General features: G+C 58.5%; 21 protein-coding genes. 10 read left to right on the top strand and 11 right to left on the bottom strand.

From position 1 onward, the window contains the following. Positions 1-115 precede the first annotated feature (115 nt). From J4D97_RS17155 to J4D97_RS17110, 10 genes are all read left to right on the top strand, one after another. Positions 116-1,030 (top strand): helix-turn-helix domain-containing protein, encoded by a 915-nt coding sequence (locus J4D97_RS17155; RefSeq protein WP_208308643.1) that lies wholly within the window; start codon positions 116-118, stop codon positions 1,028-1,030. Positions 1,031-1,324: 294 nt separating this feature from the next. Further along, entirely contained in the window at positions 1,325-1,957 is a 633-nt protein-coding gene (locus J4D97_RS17150) for a (2Fe-2S)-binding protein (protein ID WP_208308642.1), read from the top strand. A gap of 5 nt (positions 1,958-1,962) precedes the next feature. Then, entirely contained in the window at positions 1,963-2,946 is a 984-nt protein-coding gene (locus J4D97_RS17145) for an FAD binding domain-containing protein (protein WP_208308641.1), read from the top strand. A gap of 33 nt (positions 2,947-2,979) precedes the next feature. Then, positions 2,980-5,319 carry a xanthine dehydrogenase family protein molybdopterin-binding subunit gene (locus tag J4D97_RS17140; protein ID WP_208308640.1) on the top strand — a complete coding sequence of 780 codons (2,340 nt, stop codon included), beginning with the start codon at positions 2,980-2,982 and terminating at the stop codon, positions 5,317-5,319. A 4-nt stretch (positions 5,320-5,323) separates the two neighbouring features. Continuing rightward, positions 5,324-6,082 (top strand): carboxymuconolactone decarboxylase family protein, encoded by a 759-nt coding sequence (locus J4D97_RS17135; RefSeq protein ID WP_208308639.1) that lies wholly within the window; start codon positions 5,324-5,326, stop codon positions 6,080-6,082. 82 nt (positions 6,083-6,164) lie between these two features. Then, a complete protein-coding gene (locus tag J4D97_RS17130) occupies positions 6,165-7,388 on the top strand; it encodes an XdhC family protein (RefSeq protein WP_208308638.1) in 1,224 nt (407 codons plus the stop codon). Between the two features lie 92 nt (positions 7,389-7,480). Further along, positions 7,481-8,461, top strand: coding sequence for an aldo/keto reductase (locus J4D97_RS17125; RefSeq protein WP_208308637.1), 981 nt, complete (start codon positions 7,481-7,483; stop codon positions 8,459-8,461). A 169-nt stretch (positions 8,462-8,630) separates the two neighbouring features. Then, positions 8,631-10,028, top strand: a complete 1,398-nt coding sequence (locus J4D97_RS17120) for a Na+/H+ antiporter (protein WP_243900371.1) — start codon at positions 8,631-8,633, stop codon at positions 10,026-10,028. Between the two features lie 495 nt (positions 10,029-10,523). Beyond that, the gene (locus tag J4D97_RS17115; RefSeq protein WP_208308636.1) at positions 10,524-10,970 is read left to right on the top strand and encodes a hypothetical protein; all 447 of its coding nucleotides are present in this window, start codon (positions 10,524-10,526) and stop codon (positions 10,968-10,970) included. Next, entirely contained in the window at positions 10,960-11,661 is a 702-nt protein-coding gene (locus J4D97_RS17110; RefSeq protein ID WP_208308635.1) for a nucleotidyl transferase AbiEii/AbiGii toxin family protein, read from the top strand. Before J4D97_RS17115 ends, J4D97_RS17110 begins: the two co-directional genes overlap by 11 nt. Positions 11,662-11,680: 19 nt before the next feature. Here J4D97_RS17110 and J4D97_RS17105 read toward each other — a convergent pair whose 3' ends face one another. The 11 genes from J4D97_RS17105 to J4D97_RS17055 form a co-directional block, all read right to left on the bottom strand. Further along, entirely contained in the window at positions 11,681-13,708 is a 2,028-nt protein-coding gene (locus J4D97_RS17105) for a DUF3732 domain-containing protein (RefSeq protein ID WP_208308634.1), read from the bottom strand. Position 13,709: 1 nt separating this feature from the next. Next, entirely contained in the window at positions 13,710-14,201 is a 492-nt protein-coding gene (locus J4D97_RS17100; RefSeq protein ID WP_208308633.1) for a three component ABC system middle component, read from the bottom strand. 12 nt (positions 14,202-14,213) lie between these two features. Beyond that, on the bottom strand, positions 14,214-15,461 hold the full coding sequence (locus tag J4D97_RS17095) for an ABC-three component system protein (RefSeq protein ID WP_208308632.1): 1,248 nt from the start codon (positions 15,459-15,461) through the stop codon (positions 14,214-14,216). A gap of 724 nt (positions 15,462-16,185) precedes the next feature. Further along, complete coding sequence (locus J4D97_RS17090) at positions 16,186-16,863, bottom strand: flavodoxin (RefSeq protein WP_208308631.1); 678 nt, start codon at positions 16,861-16,863, stop codon at positions 16,186-16,188. Positions 16,864-16,987: 124 nt separating this feature from the next. Beyond that, complete coding sequence (locus tag J4D97_RS17085; RefSeq protein ID WP_208308630.1) at positions 16,988-17,878, bottom strand: alpha/beta hydrolase; 891 nt, start codon at positions 17,876-17,878, stop codon at positions 16,988-16,990. Positions 17,879-18,036: 158 nt separating this feature from the next. Then, entirely contained in the window at positions 18,037-18,474 is a 438-nt protein-coding gene (locus J4D97_RS17080) for an NAD(P)H-binding protein (RefSeq protein ID WP_208308629.1), read from the bottom strand. 23 nt (positions 18,475-18,497) lie between these two features. Beyond that, the gene (locus tag J4D97_RS17075; protein WP_208308628.1) at positions 18,498-18,677 is read right to left on the bottom strand and encodes a hypothetical protein; all 180 of its coding nucleotides are present in this window, start codon (positions 18,675-18,677) and stop codon (positions 18,498-18,500) included. A gap of 49 nt (positions 18,678-18,726) precedes the next feature. Beyond that, complete coding sequence (locus tag J4D97_RS17070) at positions 18,727-19,236, bottom strand: nuclear transport factor 2 family protein (RefSeq protein ID WP_208308627.1); 510 nt, start codon at positions 19,234-19,236, stop codon at positions 18,727-18,729. 237 nt (positions 19,237-19,473) lie between these two features. Then, on the bottom strand, positions 19,474-20,145 hold the full coding sequence (locus tag J4D97_RS17065; RefSeq protein WP_208308626.1) for a hypothetical protein: 672 nt from the start codon (positions 20,143-20,145) through the stop codon (positions 19,474-19,476). 50 nt (positions 20,146-20,195) lie between these two features. After that, the gene (locus tag J4D97_RS17060) at positions 20,196-20,666 is read right to left on the bottom strand and encodes a (2Fe-2S)-binding protein (RefSeq protein WP_208308625.1); all 471 of its coding nucleotides are present in this window, start codon (positions 20,664-20,666) and stop codon (positions 20,196-20,198) included. A gap of 31 nt (positions 20,667-20,697) precedes the next feature. After that, positions 20,698-22,887, bottom strand: a complete 2,190-nt coding sequence (locus J4D97_RS17055; protein WP_432207217.1) for a molybdopterin cofactor-binding domain-containing protein — start codon at positions 22,885-22,887, stop codon at positions 20,698-20,700. Positions 22,888-23,075 lie beyond the last annotated feature (188 nt).

The following is a 23,075-nucleotide window of genomic DNA, read 5'->3' as shown; positions in this document are numbered from 1 at the left end:
CCCTACCGGCTGACGTCATGGGGGGAGGTAGCGCTATGAAGGGAGTGTCATTGACTACCATGGCGTATCTTCCCTACGGCAGCACCCTTTCCACTATCCTACCCGACCAAACGCTATGAACCCAGGAGCCGCCCCCACCACGCAGCCGATTAGCAGCCACGATGAGTTGAACCCTCAGGAGCTCAAGCTCAAGGGGTTCAAGGCCTACGAGGTAGACACGGCCGCCGGCCCGAGTCACGCGTATCGCCGCCGGGACTTTTTCAAGGTAGCCCTGGTGACCAGCCCCTGCACCGTCCACTATGCGGACCGCAGCATTGGCATCAGTGGCCCGAGCCTGATGTTTGCCAATCCCCACATTCCGTATTCGGTCGAGTTGCACGACCCGCGGCTGACGGGCTATTCCTGCCTGTTCACTGAGGCGTTCATGAAGGAAAACGACCGGTCGGAAAGCCTGCAGCAATCTCCCCTGTTCAAGGTGGGGGGCACGCCCATCTTCACCCTGAGCGCCGAGCAGGCGGCCTACGCCAAGGGCATCTTCGAGAAGATTCTTCTCGAGCAGAGCACCGAGTACCTCTACAAGGGGGATTTGATTCGTACCTACCTGCAGCTGCTCATCCACGAGGCCTTGCGCATGCAGCCCTCGGAGAGCTTCGTGCAGCACAAAAATGCCTCCTCTCGCATTACAGCTTTGTTTCTGGAGCTGCTGGAGCGGCTGTTTCCGGTGGAAAGCCCCGATCAGGCCATGCCGCTGAAAACGGCCCAGGACTTCGCCCAGCAACTGGGCGTGCACGTCAACCACCTGAACCGGGCCGTGAAAGAAGTGACTGGCAAGCCCACCACGGCCCACATCGCGGAACGCGTGATCGGCGAGGCCAAGGCCCTGCTGCACCACACCTCGTGGAGCACGGCCGAAATTGCCTACAGCCTGGGCTTTGAGTACCCGACCTACTTTAACAACTTCTTTCGCAAGCACACCGGCACTACGCCCCTGGCCTTTCGACGGGATGCCGAACGGGTGGCAGATGCGTAGCGCGGGTAGCTAGAGTATACAGATCAAACGAATCAGTAAGGGTTTCAAACAATGCAGGGGCGGGCGGCAACTTCGACCCGTCCAGCTGGTATATTCCCTACCGAGCTGCCGACCCCAACGCAGTAGCGCGCATGTTAGGCGCCTATCCAGATAGGGTCTCCGGCTCATGGCTAGCTGTTCCTGCTCTGCCAAGTGAGCCTGCCCTGCCCGCCAGTCGCTGGCCAGCCGCTTTTCACCATGGAAGCAGACGAGCGGCCACGCGGCTGACTTTTCCACTACTAAACCCGTTTTGCCATGGAATCTGACTTGTTTCCACCCGCTGACTCACCGAAACCGGAAGATGGCTCGCGCCGCTCGTTCATGAAGCAGGCAGGCGGCGTACTGGGCTTGGCGCTGGCCCCACCCCTGGTGAGCCAGGCCGAGCGTCTGACTGCGTACTCCAAGGTCCTACAGGGCGCCACCGACATCACCCTGCGCGTGAACGGGCAAGCCCACACGGTGCGCGTAGCGCCCCGCGTGACCCTACTCGACACCTTGCGGGAGCGTCTGGACTTGACCGGTACTAAGAAAGGCTGCGACCACGGCCAATGCGGGGCCTGCACGGTGCACGTCAACGGCCAGCGCACCCTCTCGTGCCTGACGCTGGCGGTGATGGCGCAGGGCAAGGAGATTACCACCATTGAGGGCCTGGCGAAGGGCGACGAGCTGCACCCCATGCAGCAGGCCTTTATCAAGCACGACGGCTTCCAGTGCGGCTACTGCACACCGGGCCAGATCATGTCGGGCGTCGCCTGCGTCCAGGAAGGGCACGCCACCACCGACGCGCAGGCCCGGGAGTGGATGAGCGGCAATCTGTGCCGCTGTGGGGCTTACCCTAATATCCTGGCTGCCGTGCGCGAAGTAGCGGGTCAACCAACTAAAGGCTAAGCACCATGAACGACTTTAGCTACACCCAAGCGGCTACGGCCAAAGAAGCTACCGCGCGGCGGAAGGACACGCCCACGGCGGCCTACATCGCCGGCGGCACCACGCTGCTGGATTTGATGAAGGCCCACTTGGAGGAGCATTCCCAACTGGTGGACATCAACCTGCTGCCCTTTAAAGGCATCGAGCAGACCAAAGACGGCCTGCGCATCGGGCCCCTGGAAACCATGAGCGTCGTGGGCGAGCACCCATTGGTCGTGCAGCAATTTCCGGCCGTGTCACAGTCCCTGCTGCTGGCGGCTTCGCCTCAGCTGCGCAACATGGCCAGTATTGGGGGCAACATCCTGCAGCGCACGCGCTGCGGCTACTTCCGCGACCCGGCCTTTCCCTGCAACAAACGTGTGCCCGGCTCGGGTTGTCCGGCGCAGACCGGCGACAACCATAACCTGGCCATTCTGGGGGTGAGTAACAGTTGCATTGCCAACTCCTACCCCGGTGACTTCTCCGTGGCCCTGGCCGCGTTTGACGCGGTGTTAACCTTGGAGAAGGGCAAGGGCAAGCAGCGCCAGGTGCCGCTGAACGATTTCTACCGGCTGCCTGGAAACACCCCCCACCTCGAGACCGTGCTGGAGCCGGGCGAGTTGATTGTCGCCGTTACGATTCCTTCCGCTGCGCATGCGCAGCGCTCGACTTATCTGAAAGTGCGCGAGCGCAGCAGCTACGCCTATGCGCTGACCTCCACCGCCGTGGGCCTGGACGTGCAGGGCGGCACTATCCGTGCGGCCCGTGTGGCCCTGGGTGGGGTGGGTGCCCAGCCCTGGCGCTCACGGGCGGCAGAAAAAGTGCTAGTAGGTCAGCCGGCGACAGAGGCTACTTTCCGGGCCGCCGCCGCCGCGGCCTTGCAGGGAGCCCAGCCCCGCGAGCACAACCGCTATAAGGTCGAGCTAACGCAAAACACGCTCGTGCGCGCCCTGCAGCAACTCACCGCGTAATCCCATCCTTTCTTTCCTCCTCTGACGCTCCCGATGGATACTGAGCCACACTTCTTCGAAACCAACGCGACGCCGGGCGTCGTGGGACAACCCCTGAGCCGCGTCGACGGCTGGGCGAAAGTGACCGGCCAAGCCAAGTACTCGGCCGAGTACAACTGCCTGCCGGGCCTGGTGCACGCCGTGCTCAAAACCAGTGACGTGGCCAAGGGCCGCGTCACCGGCTTTGATACCAGTTTAGCGCAGAAGCAGCCTGGCGTACTGGCCATCCTCACGCACCAGAACCTGCCTAAGCTGGCCAAGACGCCTAACAATCCCGACGACCGCCGCTCCTTCGCCTCTTCGCCGATGAGTTTTTTTCCAATGGAGTCGGACCAGGTGCATTATGCTGGCCAGCCCGTGGCCATCGTCGTGGCCGATACGCTGGAGCACGCGCAGTATGCCGCCGCCCTGCTGAAGGTCTCCATTGCGCCGGAGGCGCCCATTTCCTCCTACCTGGACCCAAAGGCAGAACTCTACGTGCCGAAGGCTATTCGGGGCTACCAGCCCGGCGTTACGAAGCGCGGCGACGCGCAGGCCGCGTTTGCCAGCGCCCCGGTGCAGCTCACGGCCACCTACGCCCACGCCACGACCCACCACAATCCCATGGAGCCGGGTGCCACCACAGCCCACTGGGAAGCTGCGGACCGCCTCACGGTATACGACACCACCCAGGGCGTGTCGGAAACGCAGAAAACCCTGTCCGCGATGCTAGGCCTCTCCACGGAGCAGGTGCGCGTCGTCAATAAGTTTCTCGGCGGCGGCTTTGGCTGCAAGGCCTGGGTGTGGCCCCACGTGGTGCTGGCCCCGCTGGCGGCCAAGGCCGTGGGCCGGCCCGTGAAGCTGGTGCTCACGCGGCCCCAACAGTACACCGGCATGGGCCTGCGCGAAGAGCAGGAGCAAACCCTACGCGTCGGGGCGACCAAAGAAGGCAAACTGCTGGCCTTGGTGCACGAGAAAAGGTCCACCACATCACCTTGGGAAGACTGGGCCGAAACTAACGGACGCATCATCAATATGCTCTACCAGTGCCCCACCTTCGAGGGAACCTACCGCCTAGGTCGGGCCAACGTGATGACGCCCACCTCTACGCGCGCCCCGGGCGACATGCCGGGCTCGTTTGCCATCGAGTGCGCCATGGACGATCTGGCTTACCAACTCGGCCTGGACCCGATTCAGGTACGCCTGCTCAACTATGCCGAGAAGGACCCGACCAACGGTCATCCCTGGTCCAGCAAGAGCTTGAAAGAATGCTACCAGCGCGGGGCCGAGCTCTTCGGCTGGAGTCAGCGCAACCCCAAGAATGGGCAGACCCGCAACGGCAAGTACCTAGTGGGCTACGGCATGGCCACAGCCAGCTACCCTGTGCACAGCTCTCAAGGCAACGCCCGCGTGCGCCTCTACGCTGACGGAAGGGCAGTAGTCCAGGCGGGTGCGACCGACCTGGGCACGGGCACCTACACCATCATCACACAGGTGGCAGCGGATGCGCTGGGCCTGCCGCCGGAGCGGGTGCGCTTTGAGTTGGGCGACACCGTCTTGCCCTCCACCCAGTGGTCGGGCGGCTCTACGGCGGCCGGGCGGGTGTCCTCTTCGGTGTACTTGGCGGCCCAGGAGGTGTGGCAGAAGCTTCTCAAGGTGGCCGTAATGGATAAGCGCTCGCCCCTGTTCGGCGCCAAGCCTGCCGACGTTGTGGTGCAGCAGGGCCGCCTGCAGCTGAAGGCCGACCCGAGCAAAGGTGAGGCGTTCGGGGAGGTGATGAAGCGCGCCAATATGGGCGACGTGGAAGGCAGCGCCCTGGGTCGTTACGGCGCGGGCTACGAAGCCCCTCAGACTACGGCCAACGCCAACATGAACAAGAAGGAAGAGGCTGTCCCTCACTCCATGCACGCCTTCGGTACGCACTTCTGCGAGGTGCAGGTGGATCCCGACTTAGGCACCGTGCGCGTCACCCGCTGGGTAAGCGTGATGGCGGCCGGTCGCATCCTGAATCCTAAAACCGCCCGCTCCCAGGTGATCGGGGGCAGTATCTTTGGCATCGGCGCGGCCTTGATGGAACAAACCGTACGCGACCCCCACCTGGCCCGCTATACCAACGCCGATTTAGCTAACTACCACATTCCGGTCAACGCTGACATTCCTGAGATGACGGTGGAGTTCGTCGACGAGCACGACCCCTATGTGAACGCCATGGGCGTGAAGGGGATCGGAGAGATTTCTATCGTGGGGGTAACGGCGGCCGTAGCTAACGCCGTGTTCCACGCCACCGGGCGGCGGCTGCGCTCCCTGCCCATGACGCCGGACAAGGTGCTCGACGCCTTGCGCCAGTCCGCTTAACACCATGCTAAAAACTGCTTTGTACTTGGTAGGCCTTACCGGGCTGTTTCTGCTAGTGGGGCATCCCGCACAAGCAGGATGCATCGCTTCGGCTCCCGACGCGCTGACGGTTCGGCAGCAGGCCATCATTACCATCGCTACCCTCACGGCCAAAGGGGATCTGCCCCGGCTGCAGCAAGCGTTAGGAAAGGGGTTGGATGCCGGCCTGACCGTAAACGAGGAAAAGGAAGTGTTGGTGCATTTATACGCTTATTGCGGCTTCCCGCGCAGCCTGAGCGGACTCAACACCTTTATCAACGTACTGGAAGAGCGCAAAGCCCAGGGCATCACCGACGTGTGGGGCAGAGAAGCCTCGCCCATTACCAGCACCGCCCCGAAGTACGAGCGGGGCAAACAGAACCTGGAAACGCTGACCGGCAAACCCGAAACCGGTCCCAAGACGGGGTACGCGGCCTTAAGCCCCGAAATCGAAGTATTCCTCAAGGAGCACTTGTTTGCCGACCTGTTTGAGCGCGACGTGCTCACGTTTACGGAGCGCGAGCTGGTCACCATCGCCGCACTGGTGAGCTTGGGCGGGGTGGAGCCGATGCTCCAGTCGCACCTGGGCATTGGACTGCACCTGGGGCTGACACCCAGCCAACTCCAGCAGCTGCTACAGGTGGCGGAAGCGAGCATTGGCAAAAAAGAAGCCGATGCCTGCCGAACGGTGCTCATGAAGGTGCTGCAGACGAGCAACCAACCCGGCGCACCGAAGCGCAAATAATTCCCACTCCACGTCCTATAAGTCAGGGCCGCAAGCACGCCAGTGTCCTGGGTGCTGGCGTTGCTGTGCCCAACCTTTTGCCATGACCGAACTTCAACGTTTGCTCGCCGCCTACGACGCCTGTCGCGCTGCTGGCCGCGCCTGTGCCTTGGCCACCGTTGTGGAAGTGGAAGGCTCGGCCTACCGCCGGCCCGGGGCCCGCATGCTCGTGACCGACGACGGGCAGCTGACGGGCGCCATCAGTGGCGGCTGCCTGGAAGGCGATGCCCGCCAGCGGGCCCGACAGGTGCTGCAGCGGGGCCAGCCCGCGCTGGTGACGTATGATACCAGCGACGAGGACGACCCGCGCCACGGCCTGGGCCCCGGCTGCCAAGGGGTGGTGCACATCCTACTGGAGCCGCTGGACTTTCAAGATCCTGACAACCCGCTGGAGCTGCTGCGCGGCTTTGCCCGGCACCCCGAGCCGGCCGTACTGGCCACAGTCTTTCGCCGCGCCGCCGGCCAGACCAACGCCGACCCAGGCCACCGCTTGCTTCTGCTGCCCACTGGGCAGGTGCGTGGCTCGGCCCTGGACTACCTGGCCCTCGCGGCCCAGCTGCGCCGGGACGCCGACCAGGCCTTGGCCCAGGATCAATCGTTGATTCGCGAGTACGCCGCCTTGCCCGATGGCCTTATGCGGGTGTTCTTGGAAGTGCTGCGCCCACCGCTGCGCCTGTGCGTATATGGCGCCGGCAACGACGCTCAGCCGTTGGTGCGCCTAGCTGCCTCGCTCGGCTGGCACGTCACGGTAGTGGATGGCCGCCCGCGCCAGGCCGCGCCCGAACGATTTCCCGAGGCCGCTTCGGTGCGCGTGGTGCCGCTGGCAGAAGTGCCCACCCTGCCGCTAAGCGCCGATTATGCCGTACTGCTCACGCATAACTACGTTTATGATTTGGCCGTGCTCCAGCGCCTGCTGGATGCCCCCACCCCCTACATCGGGCTGCTGGGGCCGCGCACTAAGGCAACGCGGCTGCTGGAAGACCTTCGGCAGGTGGTACCCGATGCCGAAGCCCGGCTTCAGGGCCGTTTGCACAGCCCCATTGGCTTGAACCTGGGGGCGGAAACGCCGGAGGAAATTGCCCTCTCGATCACGGCCGAAGTCCAGGCTGCGCGGCAAAGGCGCTTTGGCGGCATGCTGCGCCTGTCTAACGACCCCATTCACGCGCGACTTCCCCAGCTGGACATGCCCACCTCGAAAGCAGAAGCGGCCGATGCCCCCCGGCGCTACCACGCCGTCGTGGTGACGGAGCCTAGCTGTGGGGTCTAACTCCTCCCGTACCTGGCTCCTGGCTATTAAAGCGTGGAATCTGGAATGCGGGTTAACGCAAATTTTTCTTGCCACTTAGTACTTAGCACACGATGGAAAAGCGAAAAATCGGTTCTAGCGGACTGGAAGTATCGGCCCTGGGCCTGGGCTGCATGGGCCTGAGCTTCGGCTTCGGCTCGGTCACGCCAACCGATGAAGCCATTTGCCTGATCCGCACGGCCTTCGAGCGGGGCGTCACCCTCTTCGACACGGCGGAGGCCTACGGCGAGCTCAATGAAACGCTGGTAGGCCAGGCCCTGGCGCCGGTGCGCGACCAGGTGGTCATTGCTACCAAGTTTGGCTTTAAAAATGGGGCTCCCGCCGAAGGCATGGACAGCCGGCCCGAACGCATTCGGGAAGTGCTCGAGCAGTCGCTGCAGCGGATGAAGACGGACTACATTGACCTGTTTTATCAGCACCGCGTGGACCCCAACGTGCCCATCGAGGAAGTAGCAGGTGCCGTGAAAGAGCTGATCGCCGAGGGCAAGGTCAAATACTTCGGCCTCTCGGAAGCAGGCGCGGATACGATCCGCCGGGCCCACGCCGTGCAGCCGGTATCGGCCTTGCAGAGCGAGTACTCCCTGTGGTGGCGCGAGCCCGAGCAAAGCGTACTGCCCACGTTGGAAGAATTGGGTATTGGCTTCATCCCCTTCAGCCCGCTGGGCAAAGGCTTTTTGACGGGCAAAATTGATGAGAACACGGAATTCGATAAGAACGACTTCCGTAACACCGTACCCCGCTTTTCGCCCGAAGCTCGCCAAGCCAATCAGGCTCTGGTGGAACTGCTGGGGGCCATTGCCGCGGACAAACAGGTAACCCCCGCTCAGATTGCGCTGGCCTGGCTGCTGGCTCAAAAGTCCTGGATTGCGCCCATCCCTGGCACGACCAAATTGCACCGGCTCGAAGAAAATCTGGGTACGGCTCAGGTCCAGCTGACGGGCGCGGACTTGGAGCGCATTGAGCAGGCCCTGGCCCAGGTGGAAATCAACGGCGCGCGCTACAACGCAAAATCCCAGCAAGCTATCAACCGCTGATGGGACGCTTGCGCCCCGATAGACTTCTAGCTTTATCAAAGCATCCCGGTTAGCCCAACCAGGCTCCACGTTCGGGAAAGCCCAGAAGCCCAGATGGAGAGGGCCGTCCTGTTCGCGCGTCGAACGGGCCGGCTTTTTCGTGCCTCCGTGGTAGTAAACTCAAGCGCCGATGTCTCATACTCTACCGTTTCTGCTTGCTCTGGTCGTTGTCATCGTACTGCTGGCGCAACGGCTGCGCGTGGCCTACCCCATTGTGCTGGTAGTCGTGGGCCCCCTTATCTCGCTGCTGCCGGGCATACCGCGAGTCTCTATTGAGCCCGAACTGATTTTCCTCGTCATCCTGCCGCCACTGTTCTACGAGGCGGCGTGGGCCATTTCGTGGAAGGAATTCTGGCGCTGGCGGCGCATCATCGGCAGCTTTGCCTTTGTGGTCGTGGCCTTCACGGCGGTGCTGGTGGCGGTGGTTGCGCAGGCCGTTATCCCCGGCTTCTCCCTTGCGCTGGGGTTGCTGCTCGGCGGCATCGTCTCGCCACCCGATGCGGTCAGTGCCGGCGCCATCCTGAAGTTTACCAAGCTGAGCCGGCGGGCCCGGTCCGTGCTAGAAGGCGAGAGCCTGCTCAACGACGCCTCCTCGCTCATCATCCTGCGCTTCGCCACGATTGCTGTGGCCACTGGCAGCTTCGTGTGGTACGAGGCAGCGGGCAGCTTTGTGTGGATGGTCGTGGGTGGGGTAGGTATGGGGCTGGTGGTGGGTTGGCTGTGGATGAAGCTGCATACCTGGCTGCCCACTGATGCCAACGCCGACACGGTGCTGACTCTGGTCGCGCCCTACCTGATGTACTGGGCGGCCGAAGAAGTGCACAGCTCCGGGGTGCTCGCTGTGGTCAGCGGGGGGCTGCTGCTCTCGGCGCGGCGGCACCTGTTTCTGAGCAGCGTCTCCCGCCTGCACGGCGTGAGTGTGTGGGAAAGCTTGGTCTTTCTGCTCAATGGGCTGGTGTTCATGCTGATCGGCCTATACCTGCCCGAAATTACGGCCGGGCTGGCCGAAAACGGCATTAGCCTTGGTCGGGCAATTGGGTACGGCGTGCTTATCACGGTCGTGCTGATGGCTGGACGAATCCTGGCCACCTACGGTGCCGTGGTCACGACCCTAATTGCTCGCAACTTTATCACCGTGGCCGACGCGGGAAGCCCCGGCCTGAAAGGGCCCCTTCTCATCGGCTGGACAGGCATTCGCGGCGTGGTGTCGCTGGCGGCGGCCCTGTCTATTCCCGTGCAGCTGGCTGACGGCTTGGCCTTCCTGCAGCGCTACCTGATTCTGTTTATCACTTTCGTTGTGATCCTGCTCACGCTGCTGGTGCAGGGCCTGAGTCTGCCCTACTTTATCCGCCGGTTCAACCTGCCCGACCCGGATGAAATCCACTCCGAAGAGGAAGTCGAGGCCCACCTCCGCCAGGGCCTGGCGAGCAGGCGCTGGCGGTGCGAAACACCCAGTACGCGGAGGAACTCAACACCAACCCCGCTTTGCAAACGATGGTCCGCCGTTGGTAAGACAGTAAACACCTAAACCAGGGAGAGGAGATGAACGCGGTCAGCAAAGCGGCGTACTAGGCCATTCTAGACCGCCAGCGCGCTTGGCTGCTGGAACTCAACAACCGGGAGCAGCTGCTGGACGAAGACATTGTGCGCCAGCACCAGCGGTATCTGGATTTGGAAGAAGATCGGCTGCAGTACCTGTAACCGTAAGCCGGCTCTGATAACCCGTCTTGCGACTCTATTGCGCAGGGAACGTAAGGTCTAGCAGTAACCCTAACAGCCTATGAGTCTTGTCGGTTGCCGGCGGTGCGCCAGACGGTGCAGTCGGGCTATTCCTTTAGTTGCTCTTTCGGTCAGTGAGTTGATTCACTCACTGTCTTGCACGAAGTCAACCGCAAATTGTATCTTTGAATTCATGAATCATGAATCATGAATTATGGAGAAGCTTAATGCTCTTCGTCCGCAGGATGTCGTATTGATGCTGGCTCTAGCTTCTCGGGGAACTCTTCCTTGGCAGAGTAAGCAAATGGCGCAGGCTTTATTTCTGAGTCCGGCGGAGATTTCCTACGCCCTGCGGCGGTGCCAACACAGCCGGTTGTTAGATGAGGGCCGGCACGTACAGCGACGCTCTCTAGTGGAGTTTCTTGTTCACGGCCTGCCTTATGTATTCCCAGCAAACCCTGGTTTCCAAGCGCGGGGCATTGTCACTGGGCCTAGCGTACCGTTGCTGCAGGAGCAGTTTGGTCAGGGCATCACGTATGTCTGGCCGGCGTCGGAAGGTCACCAATGGGGAGCCGCCATCACACCGTTGTACGCAGGCGTACCAGCCGCCGCGCAAGCAGATGGTGCCCTCCACGAGTTACTGGCGTTAGTGGACACCATCCGTCTGGGTCGGCCGCGTGAAGTTAAATTAGCCGGTGAGTTGCTGAGACAGCGACTGTTGTCCATCTCACAGGTAGCCCATGAATCCTGATCAACACCACAACATCGTCCGTCTGCAAGCGGTAGCCCGGGCCTTGGGCAGGCTGCGTGATCAGGTTGTGTTCGTGGGCGGAGCAACGGTCAACCTGTACGCCGCAGCCCCCCTGGATACTCCCGAACCACGCATTACCCAGGATGTAGACTGTATTGTTGAAGTCACGCCACTGGCTGCCTTCTATCAATTGGAAGAAGAACTGCGTGCCCAAGGATTTACCAACGACACCGCCTCGGGCGTCATCTGCCGCTGGCGCTATGCGCAGCTCGTGGTCGACGTCATGCCGACCGACGGCTCCATTCTGGGGTTCAGCAACCCCTGGTACCCGGAAGGATTCGCCCGGGCCATTTCGTTTGAGCTGCCGGATAACACCACTATCCGCATCCTCGCACCGGAGTACTTCCTGGCCACCAAGCTGGCGGCTATGCGTGACCGAGGCTGGGACGATCTGCGCCTAAGCCAGGACCTGGAAGATGTTGTGCACGTCGTAGACAACCGCCTGCAATTGGAAAGCGAAGTATGGCAGGCCCATGAAGGCGTACGCGGGTATATCCAACAACGGTTAGGTGAACTGCTGGCACGCCTGGATTTACTGGAAGCCCTGGAATGGACGCTGCCTTTTAATTCAGGGTATGAACGCAAGTTTGAAATCGAGCGGCGCTTGCGGCGCATGACCGAAGCTTCTTAGTAGACAACAACTGCCTTCTTTACACTTCTGAATTGTCTACTGCAGGAGGCATTGCCGTTATCCACTCCTGCGGAATCAGGCCTCTACCTCCCACCCAAGGTTGTTCCACCAGTGCCTGCTGGTAGTCAGGAGTATCCAAGTTAGCGTGTTCCGTCACAATGAGCTGCAGGTCAGGACGGAGCTCTTTTACCCGTTTAAACAGATACGCAAACATGCGCTGCACAGCAGCCACATCGCCGCCTGCTACGCTCACGTCTCGTACGGTGCCATCTAACATGGTTTTGTAGGCTTCGAGTGATGGGAAATATACCTGGGAGGGCTGGTCGAGCACGAGCAGGCCTGGTACCGGTTTCTTATTCTTAATAAAGAACCTGTGTAGAGCCACCAGTGTAATTAAGTGGCAGCCTAGCGCGTTCGAACCACCGCCCATATCTTCCATGGTAATACCGCGGCCTTGCGCAGCTACTACCGTCAAGTTGCGGGGATCGAGTCGATGGGGCAAGCCAGCATAGCGCATGTTCAATACCTTGGCCCAAGGCGTCATATAGGCAGACACCAGTGCTAGGCTGGTTTCAATGATTTCCGTGACGTCTTCTGACCCTATTTCAGCTTCTAAAGCCTCGATTATTTTCTTCCCATTTTCGATGCGTTGTTTCAGGTCTGAATTATCATCGACTAGTTGCAACTGCTCAAGATAGCTCTCAATGCGGCCAACGACACGTGAAGCCCTCAACTCCAGGTCGCGTAACGGCCCACCCGCATCTTGCTCCTGTTGCAGCGCTTTTACACGATCTTCGGCCAGTCGGCGTGCCTCACGAAGATCTTCCAATTGGTTATTCAACTGGGTGATGTACTGCTCCAGTTGAGGCCGTTCCCGGCGAACGCCGCCTAGGTTGGCCTGCATCCGAGCCAGCGAAGTAGTAAGGGCGGCCACCGAAGGAGGCGGGGCATCCATTATTTGCGAACAAAGTGGGCACTGTTCCGCGTGAGATGCATCCTTGTCAAACACATGAACGGCTCGCAACCGGTCCGTATGCTGGTCTACTGAGGTGGCAAATCCATCAGCCTGCCGACGGTATTCTTCGGCTTCTTCGATCTCACGTAGCTTGTCACGAAAGTCTCGATTCAACTCGCGCGCCCGCTGCCGTTCTTGCTCCAACGGGCTATTCGTTACCGCAACGTTGATTGTGGTACTGTTTGCTTCCCACGTCAGAAGCCCCCGTAGGGTGGGCAATAGTTCTGCGTCTGGCACCTGTCCAGCTACTAGCCCTACCTGCTGCGCCTGTAGCAGCATGGTACGCATACTCTGGCTCTGTGTGGCCCGCTGAGCCTCGAGCAAACGGTTGCTAGTTTCGAGCTTTTGTAATCCTTTTTTGTAATGGGCAAGTCGCTTTTCCTTCTCCCAACGTTCATCCTGGTCGGCTCCTAAAAAATAATGTAACGAATCACGTAAATGTCGGCCGATCTTCGGGTCACTCTGCCGCCAGAACAGGTGCTCCGGGCTAGAAACCAGGTTTTGATTCTGAAACAGGAAATACTTGGTGTGTTGTAAGGATGCTTGGGCTGGATCTTGGCCAGCTTTTGTTGGGCTCAACGCCTTATTCGGCGCAATGCCTATCAAGTTCGATAGCTCCGAATCAATACCATCATCGTTTGTATTTACCCGCAGATCCCCGAGTTCGGGAAGTTGCAAAAACAAGCCCTTGTCAATGTACCCCTCCTTCTGTGACCTGTTTTGACCTTTAGGAGTGGGCTTGGCAACAAGCACTTGCATCCAGCCTATTTGGAGCAGCACGGCGTACCAAGCAACCACGCCGATGTTTACCCCCTCCGCCTTAAACATTTTGAATGTTGAGCGACCTGTGCAGTAGTCCAGAATATTGATAATGGATGATTTGCCGGTCTCCGACTCGCCCGTTATGATGTTGACTTGCCCGAGCTTAAAGGGCAGGATCCGCTTCTGCCCTTGATAGTTATACAAAATGATGGCCCGCACTTGCATCGTGGTGGGCGGGAGGTAAAAAAAAGGGTAAAACTGATAATCCATACTATTTAATCGTTATGTCCCATGCGGCAATCACGGAAGAAGGGGTGCCCGCGTCGGCAAACCACCGGCCTACAAAAAACGCCTTCTTGAAACAGGCTTCTGCTTCCGAGCCTGGGGGAACATCAAAAGGCTTGAGCTCCTGCAGCCCTGCCACCAAGGTGCCTCGCTCATCTAGCTGGTAAGCGTCGTGCTGCATGCCAAAAATCAGCGCTTCTTTGGTGATCGGCACCATGTTCTGCATGTGGTGAGCAAAGCCAATGCGCACTTCGTGATGCCTTTGTATCCACACATGTAGCTTCGTGGCAATGGTAGCCGGTACTAAATCACGTATGGCTTTGTGCAATACGACTGGCAGCACCACGAATGCCAGCGAAAACTCCATTCCTGTACGAGCCGTTTGGTAGTAGCCATCGATAGCTTGGCGTAGTACCAGCGTACAAAAGGCTGGATTAACTAGATTAGCCTCAATAGGCCGACGGTTCCAAGGGAGCATAGCGATCAAGACCTAACTACCAGCCTCCTGTACTATTTCAGCCATCTTTTCTAAAAACCTAGGATGCCAGTAAATAGGTGGCACTTCCCGGTCAGCAATCATATGGTAGCTACCGCGCGTGATGTAATCGGCAGAAGGTGGCATGGCAGGCCGAATAGGGAAATTGGCCTCTTCAACCCAATCAAGCACCCGGCGGCCAAACCGCAGGCATGCTTCATCATCTTCCAAATAGCGAGCGTATTCTGGTTGGTACGGTAAGCGGTTAACAAACCGCTCCCAACGTTCTTGCAAATCGGCTTCATAGTCTTCCATTTCTCTCCCGACCAGAAGCTTATCGGTTGCCCATTTCGTGCGCTCTTGAAAGGCACGGAAATAGTCCTTTACGGCATAGCGAATACGCTTTGCATCCAGCACTAAGTAATCCAGCTGCCGCACGAAGATTTGCTCTTGTAATGCTTTGTAATGGGCCTCGTCCGGCTCAGTTCGTGCAAAAAAGACAGGTAGTCTATCTTCCCGATACTGCGGAATTATTTCATCAATTTCTGTTTTAAGATCAATCCACTTAATGGGCTTATTGGCACCAGCTGCATTCAGCAGTTGCTCAGCAACAGTGGCATACCACCAGCCGAGCAAATGAGTATATACTTGGTTCAGCCTATCCTTGGGGGCCACAATTCGCAGCTTATTTTTGATAGGTTCCTCCAAATTGTGCATGGTCGGAGCCTCATCAACTATCACAATAGCTTCCACTAACTGCGTTTGCTGGGAAGGCTTAAGAGCACTAAAAACAGTCACCAGTTCTTCCAACTCCGTGGGCTGTGCCTTCTTGCCCTGAGCAAGCGCCGTTTGGGCCTTTACACTTGCTTTCGCCGTTATATCGGCCGCTACTGTTAGTAATTCTTGCAGTGCTTCCTTTGTGTTGCGTTCATCCGCTTTTTCGCGCAGCTTGGATGCAATAGACCCGCTAACAGCTCGCGCTGTCGTAATCAGCGTCAGTTTCGTTTGCAAAGGATTCCAGCGTTTTTGCGCAATTCCCTCGCTCCAAATTCGCAGGCTCTTCCACAAATCCAGGCTGCTATTTGATAACGTTGCCTGTCTCTTTGTGCCTATGTGATGCTTGAGTTGTTGGAGTTCTAAGAATGTTGCTCCATTTAGCTCCACATCATCTAAGCCCTCGATCACAATAGCATTTGCTTCGTCATCGTCGGCCTTCAGCAACGTAAGCAAGGCATATTGTACCTGGTACAGGTAGCCGAGCATTTGTGGCCCAGCTGAATACGGGGAACTCATAGCTGTAAATCGACAGGGTAGGGTGTTGAGAAGCGAAAATTACTTGCCGAGCTTAATGCAAGCTCTGCAAGCTAAAAAGATACGCATCAAATGCAGTGTTCTAATGCAGCCAGACAGTTGCCTGCTCACGCAGAGCAGCTTTTTCCAGAGGCTTGTGAGACTACCTGCTCAGTTTACGAGCCGGATCTGAGCATGGGTGACCGAGTAGGGCTAGTCACACTTCTGAAAGGGATAGCAGAGCAACAGTACCTTGCGCATGACGACAATCACCCGAATTTACTATTAGGCTAACACGCCCGCAACCGCGTGTCAAAGATTCGCAGCTGCCTTCAGTGCAGGCTACTGATGGTTGGTAAATAGAATGCGGTGCGTAAGCGCACGTTAAGGAAAGGGTCTTGTGGCACTGCTCAGGCCTCAACCTTCCGTTGAGGAATATTAGGCGCAGGTGCCAAAGAGTTTGAAATAACCTTTGGCTTGTCACAAACCAGCCCAAGCGGAAGTTGAAATAACCTGCTTATAAGCCCCACCAATTTAACGAGCCTGCTTTCCGACTAACAGTCGGAAAGCAGGCTCGTTAAATTGGTGGGGCTGTTCGATTTGAATTACCACCGCCAGTCCAGCCACTAACAGCATTGTCGTGTGCTAGAGTACGCTGAATTTAATTGTACGTTTTGCTTGCGGTTTCTTCGCCTGTTCATTGTTTACTGAGCAGGTTGATTTTCTGCAACCAAGCCCTTACCTCCTGTTGTACCTGCTTTTCTTTGTTGCCCTCCATCACGAACAGCACGCCGTCCCGTTCGATGCCCCCGCGGGTGGAAAATCCTTCCAGGACGGTGCTGTTGGGAGCCAGCGCCTTGACCATCTGCATGCTGGTGCCCACGCCGTAGCCTGCATTGGTGTTAAACGGCACTAGGGTTTTGCCACGCAGGTCGTATTGCTTCAGAAAGCTTTTCATGGGCGGCGGCAGCTGCATGCCCCAAGTTGGAAAGCCCACGAAGATGACATCGTATTGCGCTATGTTGTGAATCCTGGTGCGCAAGGGCGGCAAAAAGCCGGTTTCGTTTTCCCGGGCCACTTGTTGCACGATGGCTTGGTAGTTTTCAGGGTAGGGCGTTTGCAACTCCAACGCTATCAGGCTCCCCCCTACCTCCTGGTGAATGATGCCGGCCACCGCTTTCGTGTTGTTGGTGCGCGACAAATACACAATCAATACGTTTTTGGAGCTTGCAGTCGGTTTCACGGGGGCTTGGATATCTTCCTTTTTGGCGAAGGAGCACGCGGAAATCAACAGCACGCAGAGCACCAGCCAGCTCGTCAGGGAACGCGAAAGGGACCGTGCGCTTGCCAGTCGACTCTTATCTAGGTTTTTCATGAGAAGATGATGTTGAAGGGGTGTTATACTGCACCCGGGCGGTGAGCATATTGCCTTGCCCTGGGTGTTGGCCGAAAAAGAGAGCCTAACCGCCATGAAAACATGGGGTTTGCTTTTTCGTCAATTAAGACCGGATGTGCTTCTTCCAAAGCGTAATGGCGGCATCCAGCCAGTCCTCGGCATCCGTTCCTTTTCCGGTTCCAAAGCCGTGGCCGGCGGTCTGGTACCGGCGGTATACCACTTCCACGCCCGCCGCTTTTAAACGCTCTACCCTTCTGTCCACCGTGTTCACATTGGCAATGCCATCGTTGGCGGCTACGGTCATAAAGGTGGGAGGAAAGGCAGCAGAAGCACTGGATTGACCAGTGTAGGCGATAACGGCCGTGGCTGGTTTAGGGAGGCTGCCTCCACCGAATGCCTCCACCCCGCTCAGGGCAATGTTGCCGACCATGCGGGCACCGGCCGAGCCACCCCACAGGGAATAATCCCGAGGGCTGACGCCCAGCTGTTCGGCATTGCGGAAGATGTAGGCCAGGGCGGCGGCCAGGTCTTCGGTTGCTTGTTGCTCACTGCCGATGCGGTAGCGGATGACAAAGGCGTTCAGGTGCTGCTGACTGATCTGCTGGGCCAGCGGAAAGCCTTCGTGCAGGGAACCCACGTAGCTAAACCCACCGCCGGGGCACACGACAGCGAAGGGCGCCCCGGGCATGCCTCGGAAGAAGAATAGCCCGGTGTGCTGTTTCGACGTGTCCTGCTGCTGTTGCTGGGCGGAGTAAAACGGATAGAAGATGGCTTTTCCGCGGCTGGCTTCATCCACTAGGTGATTGACCGCTGACAGCACGACCTCCGGCCGCACGTGGCCGTGGTAGGGCATCAGCGTACCCACCTGGCTCAGGGGAGCGGCATAATAGCGTGAATTATCATCCCAAGGCAAGAGCAAGTCACCAAAGCCGGTAAAGGCGGGATGGGTAACTAGATCCCGAATGAGATGCTGCGCCGTCAAATGCGTGGTCATGGCCTTCCTAATCGTGCTGCCGGTTCTCGCGCGTGCTGGCGCAACCCCCTCAGGTTGATTCTGCCTGCAGCAAGTGCCGATAAGCAGAAAGCTGAGGAGCACGACGTGTTTCATTGGGTTGCGGGTATCCACCGGCGACGCACGCAGCAGCGCTTGGGTTAGTAAAAGGACGGTTTGTCCCAATCGGTATTCGGCTCACTTACCCCTAGGCTTTTCTGGACGAAGCGCTCATCCGGTGCCGTGACGATGTCGACGATGAGCTGGGCGACGGCCTGCCTCGTGACTTGGGTCCCCACAAAGGGCTCTCCCCGCTGCGTCAGCAGGTAGGCAGTAGTACCGGCTTGATTGTAGAGCCAGGTCAGGCGCAGGATCGTGTAGTCGAAGGCCTCGTTTTCAAACACGCGGGTAGCTTCCGCTACCTGGCGTATCCGGCTGACTCCCACCATGCGGGCATTCCACTTACCGAAAGCGCCGGGCACCTCGTCGAAAATGCCCAGAATAGAGGTGTCGATAACTCTTGTTACGTCCGCCGCCTGCATGGCCGCGGCAATGCGTTGCTTGGCGGCGGTGTCGCCGGCGGCCGTGATGAACACCACATCGACTCCCTGCAGAGCCGTGGTTAGGGTCTCGACCTCCGGAAGTCGCTGTCTACCAGGCGCACCCGCTGTGCATCCGCCACTTTCAAACGCGAAGTGGCACTCCTAGCGTACAAAATGAGGGTAGCGTCGGTTTGGCGGAGCAGGCTGTCGGTGGCCATGCGGGCGATTTCGCCGGCAGCCCCCAGGATTAGAATGGTCATACCTATCGTACTGGCTGCTGATTAAGGTACCCTGACCGGTCGCAAACGCTTAGCGTTGCGGCGGAGACGCACTTGCGGGCGCATTCAGCTTGACGGGCCGGGCCAAGTGGGAGAAAGTGAGCGAGCCCAACTTCCATTTGCCCTCCTCTTTGAGGTATACCTCCGTCACCATGAAGGGATTGATGACCTCCTTGCCGCCGACTACGGCCATCAGATCAATATCATTCAGCAGGATGGCCGTGTTGCCAAACATGTTCACGGAAGCGGCATAGACTTCGGCTTTCTTATACCAAATCATGCCCCCTTTAATGACGCTGAGTTCTTGGTCTTTGCCCCAACTGCCCCCCATGTGCACAAAGACGCAGTTGTCTTTAAAAAGTCCGGTTAAAGCCGCTACATTCTTATCGGCCATCCAGGTCCATTTGGTTTTAGACAGGGCGAGAACTTCCTGCTCCTCCTTGGTAGTGCTGGTGGGGGCGGCGACCGGCAGTTTAGCCTGCGCCTGGGTTAGCTGCAGGCCAGTGCAAAGCAGGGTCAGGGTCAGAAAAAGCGTTTTCATGCGGTTCAGGGTTCGTGCTGGAAGGTAAACTACTGGCCTGTGAGGCAGTGGGGCGGCTTTGTCCTAGGTAGGTAAGACGAGTTCGGCTGCTGCGAATTGGCCTCGTAAAGGTCCGTCGGTTTCAAGGCGCCAGAAAAAGCTAATCAAACGAGTTAATATACTTTTCAAACACTTCCGAGCGAACAAGGCGCCCCTTAGGCCTGCTAACATGCGTTTGGAAGCCAACAGTAGCATTTCTTAAGGAGCTGGCGCAACGGCTCCCTTTTGCAGCCAGGTAGTCCACGCTTTTTTAAACTCGGCATGGCTCATGGGCGGCAGCGTACGCCCTTCCCCGGGATGCCAACCGGCCAGCACCAGCGTATCATCGGCGTGTGCCAGCAACTCTTTCATAGACTTACGGCCATTTTGCCTGGGATCTACCAGTTGTTTGGCCAATTGATTGGGGGTCCGGCCCTGGAAAACCATTTTCATGTTCGCGGGCGGCAGATGCCATTCCGGGTTGCCAGGCGGGGTGTGCCGGCCGGGGGTATTGGTGGCCTGGTGGCAGTTGCCGCATTTCATGGAGTACACGCCTTTGCCATCCACGCCTCGCTGGGGAAGCATGGTATGTAAATGGCTGTCGTCGCCCTGCAACGGGACGTTCCCCGCCGGGTGGCAGTTCAGGCAGCGGGGGCTCATCAGCACTTTATAGACTTTGCCAAAAGCCTGCACTGATTCGGTGCTGTCCTGCGCGGACCTTGCTAGTCCCGCGGCGCTAGCGCGTAATGACGTTCCCCTACCCTCAGCCGTTGCGTTTTCACCGCTGGTGACCGTGGTGAGGGCGGTGGTGATGAAAATAAGGAGCGACAGAGCCGCACCTATTTTTAGAAAGGAAGAGGTACGGGTTTTAGGTTCAGGATGGGACTTCATAGAAGGGAGTCAACACAACGATGTAATAAGGGCGGCCGATTCAGCAGCTTTTAGCCATTGCTGGTTTTGCGCTGCGACTTCGCGGCTAAACGAATGGCCTCCCGGATCCGCAGATAGGTGCCGCAGCGGCAAATGTTGCCGGCCATGGCCGCATCAATATCCGCGTCCGTCGGATTCTTGTTTTCCCGCAGCAGCACCGCAGCGGCCATTATCTGCCCCGACTGGCAGTAGCCACACTGCGCCACATCCAGTTCCAACCACGCTTGTTGCACCGGATGATCCGCCTTTTCCGCCAGCCCTTCAATCGTCACTACTTTTTGCCCGACGGCCCGGCTCACTTTGGTGACGCAGGAACGAACCGCTTCCCCGTTCAGGTGCACCGTGCAGGCCCCGCATTGCGCGACGCCGCAACCGTATTTCGTCCCTATCAGGCCCAGCGTATCCCGCAGCACCCAGAGCAACGGGGTATCGGGGTCTACGTCTACTTGATAGGTTTTTTTGTTGATGGTTAGGTTGAGCATAGCCGGAATAGTAAGAAGAGAAGCCGGAGAATTAAATGGCCGTTGGATTATTCAGCTGAGGACCAAAGGGCTGCTGGTAGAAACGTTTGCCAGCCGCTTTGTACAAGGCATTGGCCACCGCCCCGAAAACCGGCGGGAAAGGTGGCTCGCCCAAGCCGGTCGGGTCGATGCCGTTCTGCACGAAATGAACGTCAATTTTTTTCGGGGCCTCGTGCATGCGGATGAGCCGGTAGTTATAGAAATTGGTTTGTTCAACGGCCCCGTTCTTAAGCGTCAGGCCTCCGTAAAAGGCATTCCCAATCCCGTCGACCACGGCGCCCTGCACCATATTCACCGCCGCATCCGGATTTATCACAATGCCGCAATCAATGGCGCTGAAGACCCTCTCCACATAGGGTTGGCCGTCTCTCATCACCATATCCACGACGTGAGCCGCGTAGGAGTTATGACAGAAGTACGCGGCCACCCCCCGGCTGTATTTCCGGTTTTCTGCCTGGTTCCAGCCTGATTTATCGCGCACCAGCTTCAGTACCTCGGCGTAGCGGTCCGCATCGTACTCATTGTTTTTCCCGACCGGATGTTCTTTGGCCCGTTTCAGAAGCTCCAATCGAAATTCAATCGGGTCCTTGTCCATGGCCTCCGCCAGCTCATCCAAAAAGGATTGCTCGGCCGCCGCATTGAAGTTGGAGCGCGGCGCCCGGAAGGCCCCAATCGTGATATTAGAAGGTATCTGCCACCCTTCGGCCAGATAATTATCGACGGCTCCGGCCGGAAACCGGTTGGCGTGAATCGGGTGCTCGGGGATGCCGCCGCCTTTCACGTGGAAGGCGATCAGATTCTTATTCGCGTCCAGCGCGGCCCGGTAGGTCGCCGTGTACAGCGGGCGATAAATCCCGTAGGTCATATCATCCTCGCGGGTGTAGACCAGCTTGACTGGGGCTTTTACTTTTTTGGATATCAGGGCCGCTTCGGTCAGGTAATGCCCATAAGCCCGGCGCCCGAAGCCCCCACCCATCCGGGTCATCTGAATGTCGATTTTGTCGGCGGGTAGGTTCAAAACCTTGGCCAGCGTGGGCTCCGTCCACCCCGGGGCCTGCAGCGGGCCCACCAATACAGCCTTCTCTGCCGTGACATGGGCGAAGAAATTCATCGGCTCCATACAGTTATGGGCCAGGAAGGGGGCGTTATACGTGCGCTCAATTACCTGGGCGGCATTTTTGAACGCTGTTTCCGGATCACCATCCTTGCGGAGCTGCTGGGCCGGCTTGGCCGTATATTCCCTCATTTTTTGAAGTTGGGTGTCCGTGCTCTCCAGCTCTCCCGGTACGAGGACCTCTCGTTTCTGGCCGCGGCCACCCATGGTGTCGGTGGTATCACCGGCCGGCTCCCACTGCACTTTCAGTTTTTTGCGGGCCTGCATCACCTCCCACGTGGTTTTGCCCACGACCACCAGCAGCTCGTTGAAGGTTCGCGTGTCGAAACCACCCTGCTCAAAGCCCTCCTCGTACAGTTTTTGGCGAAAAACATCGGTGATGCCTGGCATGCGCAAGGCCTCGGCTGCATCGAACGATTTGAGCTTCAGCCCAAAGGCCGGCGGATGCTCCACCATGGCAATCAGCATCCCGGGTTGCTGGTAGTCTAAGCCAAAAAGGGGCTTGCCGGAGACGATTTTCCGGCCTTCCACATTTTTCTTAGACCGGCTGACGACGGTAAAATCCTTAGCCTCTTTGAGCTTCACGCCTTTGGGAACTGACCGGGTAGCGGCCTGGGAGGCAAAGCTGCCGTAGGTTCCGGACTTGCCACTGTTGCCGTGATACAGCATCCCGGCTTTGGTGGTCACTTCCGCCACCGGCACCCCCCAGGCCTGCGCGGCGGCCTCCCGCAGCATCTGGCGCGCCGCGGCCCCCGCTTCGCGCAGCGGTTTCCAGTACATGCGCACGGAATTGCTACCCCCGGTAAACTGGGGACCTAATTTCACGCTGTCATGGGGACCCATTTCCACCACGATTTTCTGCCAGTCTGCGTCCAGCTCTTCGGCAATAATCATGGGCAGCGAGGTCATCACGTTTTGCCCGAATTCCGGATTAGGGTTCAGGATCTTGATGACGTTATCGGGGGTGATTTTTACGTACCCATTGACTTCAACCCATTTTCCACTCGGGGCAGGCTCGTTTTCCTGGTCGGCCGGGGTGAAGGCCGATAACCACGAAAAACTGATCATCAGTCCTCCCCCCGCCAAGGCGGAAGATTTCAGAAATGACCGCCTGGTCATGAATGGTTGTGGAGTTGTCATCACTGAAATTTCTTTAAAGGTTAACTGACTGATAGCCGCCCCGTAGAGGCTGAACGAAAGGAAGGGGCCTGGCATTGCCGGACTTGCTGCCCTAGCCCCACTGCCTAGTCGCCTTC

This window comes from Hymenobacter defluvii (genome assembly GCF_017589435.1).
GTDB classification, from domain to species: Bacteria; Bacteroidota; Bacteroidia; order Cytophagales; family Hymenobacteraceae; genus Hymenobacter; species Hymenobacter profundi.
Note: the sequence above shows the minus strand (reverse complement) of the source record. Positions and strands in the feature narration are given on the sequence as shown.

Excerpts from the sequence above, each read along its gene's own strand:
- J4D97_RS17155 (WP_208308643.1), top strand. The coding sequence starts at position 116 with ATGAACCCAGGAGCCGCCCCCACCACGCAGCCGATTAGCAGCCACGAT.
- J4D97_RS17150 (WP_208308642.1), top strand. The coding sequence starts at position 1,325 with ATGGAATCTGACTTGTTTCCACCCGCTGACTCACCGAAACCGGAAGAT.
- J4D97_RS17145 (WP_208308641.1), top strand. The coding sequence starts at position 1,963 with ATGAACGACTTTAGCTACACCCAAGCGGCTACGGCCAAAGAAGCTACC.
- J4D97_RS17140 (WP_208308640.1), top strand. The coding sequence starts at position 2,980 with ATGGATACTGAGCCACACTTCTTCGAAACCAACGCGACGCCGGGCGTC.
- J4D97_RS17135 (WP_208308639.1), top strand. The coding sequence starts at position 5,324 with ATGCTAAAAACTGCTTTGTACTTGGTAGGCCTTACCGGGCTGTTTCTG.
- J4D97_RS17130 (WP_208308638.1), top strand. The coding sequence starts at position 6,165 with ATGACCGAACTTCAACGTTTGCTCGCCGCCTACGACGCCTGTCGCGCT.
- J4D97_RS17125 (WP_208308637.1), top strand. The coding sequence starts at position 7,481 with ATGGAAAAGCGAAAAATCGGTTCTAGCGGACTGGAAGTATCGGCCCTG.
- J4D97_RS17120 (WP_243900371.1), top strand. The coding sequence starts at position 8,631 with ATGTCTCATACTCTACCGTTTCTGCTTGCTCTGGTCGTTGTCATCGTA.
- J4D97_RS17115 (WP_208308636.1), top strand. The coding sequence starts at position 10,524 with ATGGCGCAGGCTTTATTTCTGAGTCCGGCGGAGATTTCCTACGCCCTG.
- J4D97_RS17110 (WP_208308635.1), top strand. The coding sequence starts at position 10,960 with ATGAATCCTGATCAACACCACAACATCGTCCGTCTGCAAGCGGTAGCC.
- J4D97_RS17105 (WP_208308634.1), bottom strand. The coding sequence starts at position 13,708 with ATGGATTATCAGTTTTACCCTTTTTTTTACCTCCCGCCCACCACGATG.
- J4D97_RS17100 (WP_208308633.1), bottom strand. The coding sequence starts at position 14,201 with ATGCTCCCTTGGAACCGTCGGCCTATTGAGGCTAATCTAGTTAATCCA.
- J4D97_RS17095 (WP_208308632.1), bottom strand. The coding sequence starts at position 15,461 with ATGCTCGGCTACCTGTACCAGGTACAATATGCCTTGCTTACGTTGCTG.
- J4D97_RS17090 (WP_208308631.1), bottom strand. The coding sequence starts at position 16,863 with ATGAAAAACCTAGATAAGAGTCGACTGGCAAGCGCACGGTCCCTTTCG.
- J4D97_RS17085 (WP_208308630.1), bottom strand. The coding sequence starts at position 17,878 with ATGACCACGCATTTGACGGCGCAGCATCTCATTCGGGATCTAGTTACC.
- J4D97_RS17075 (WP_208308628.1), bottom strand. The coding sequence starts at position 18,677 with ATGACCATTCTAATCCTGGGGGCTGCCGGCGAAATCGCCCGCATGGCC.
- J4D97_RS17070 (WP_208308627.1), bottom strand. The coding sequence starts at position 19,236 with ATGAAAACGCTTTTTCTGACCCTGACCCTGCTTTGCACTGGCCTGCAG.
- J4D97_RS17065 (WP_208308626.1), bottom strand. The coding sequence starts at position 20,145 with ATGAAGTCCCATCCTGAACCTAAAACCCGTACCTCTTCCTTTCTAAAA.
- J4D97_RS17060 (WP_208308625.1), bottom strand. The coding sequence starts at position 20,666 with ATGCTCAACCTAACCATCAACAAAAAAACCTATCAAGTAGACGTAGAC.
- J4D97_RS17055 (WP_432207217.1), bottom strand. The coding sequence starts at position 22,887 with ATGATCAGTTTTTCGTGGTTATCGGCCTTCACCCCGGCCGACCAGGAA.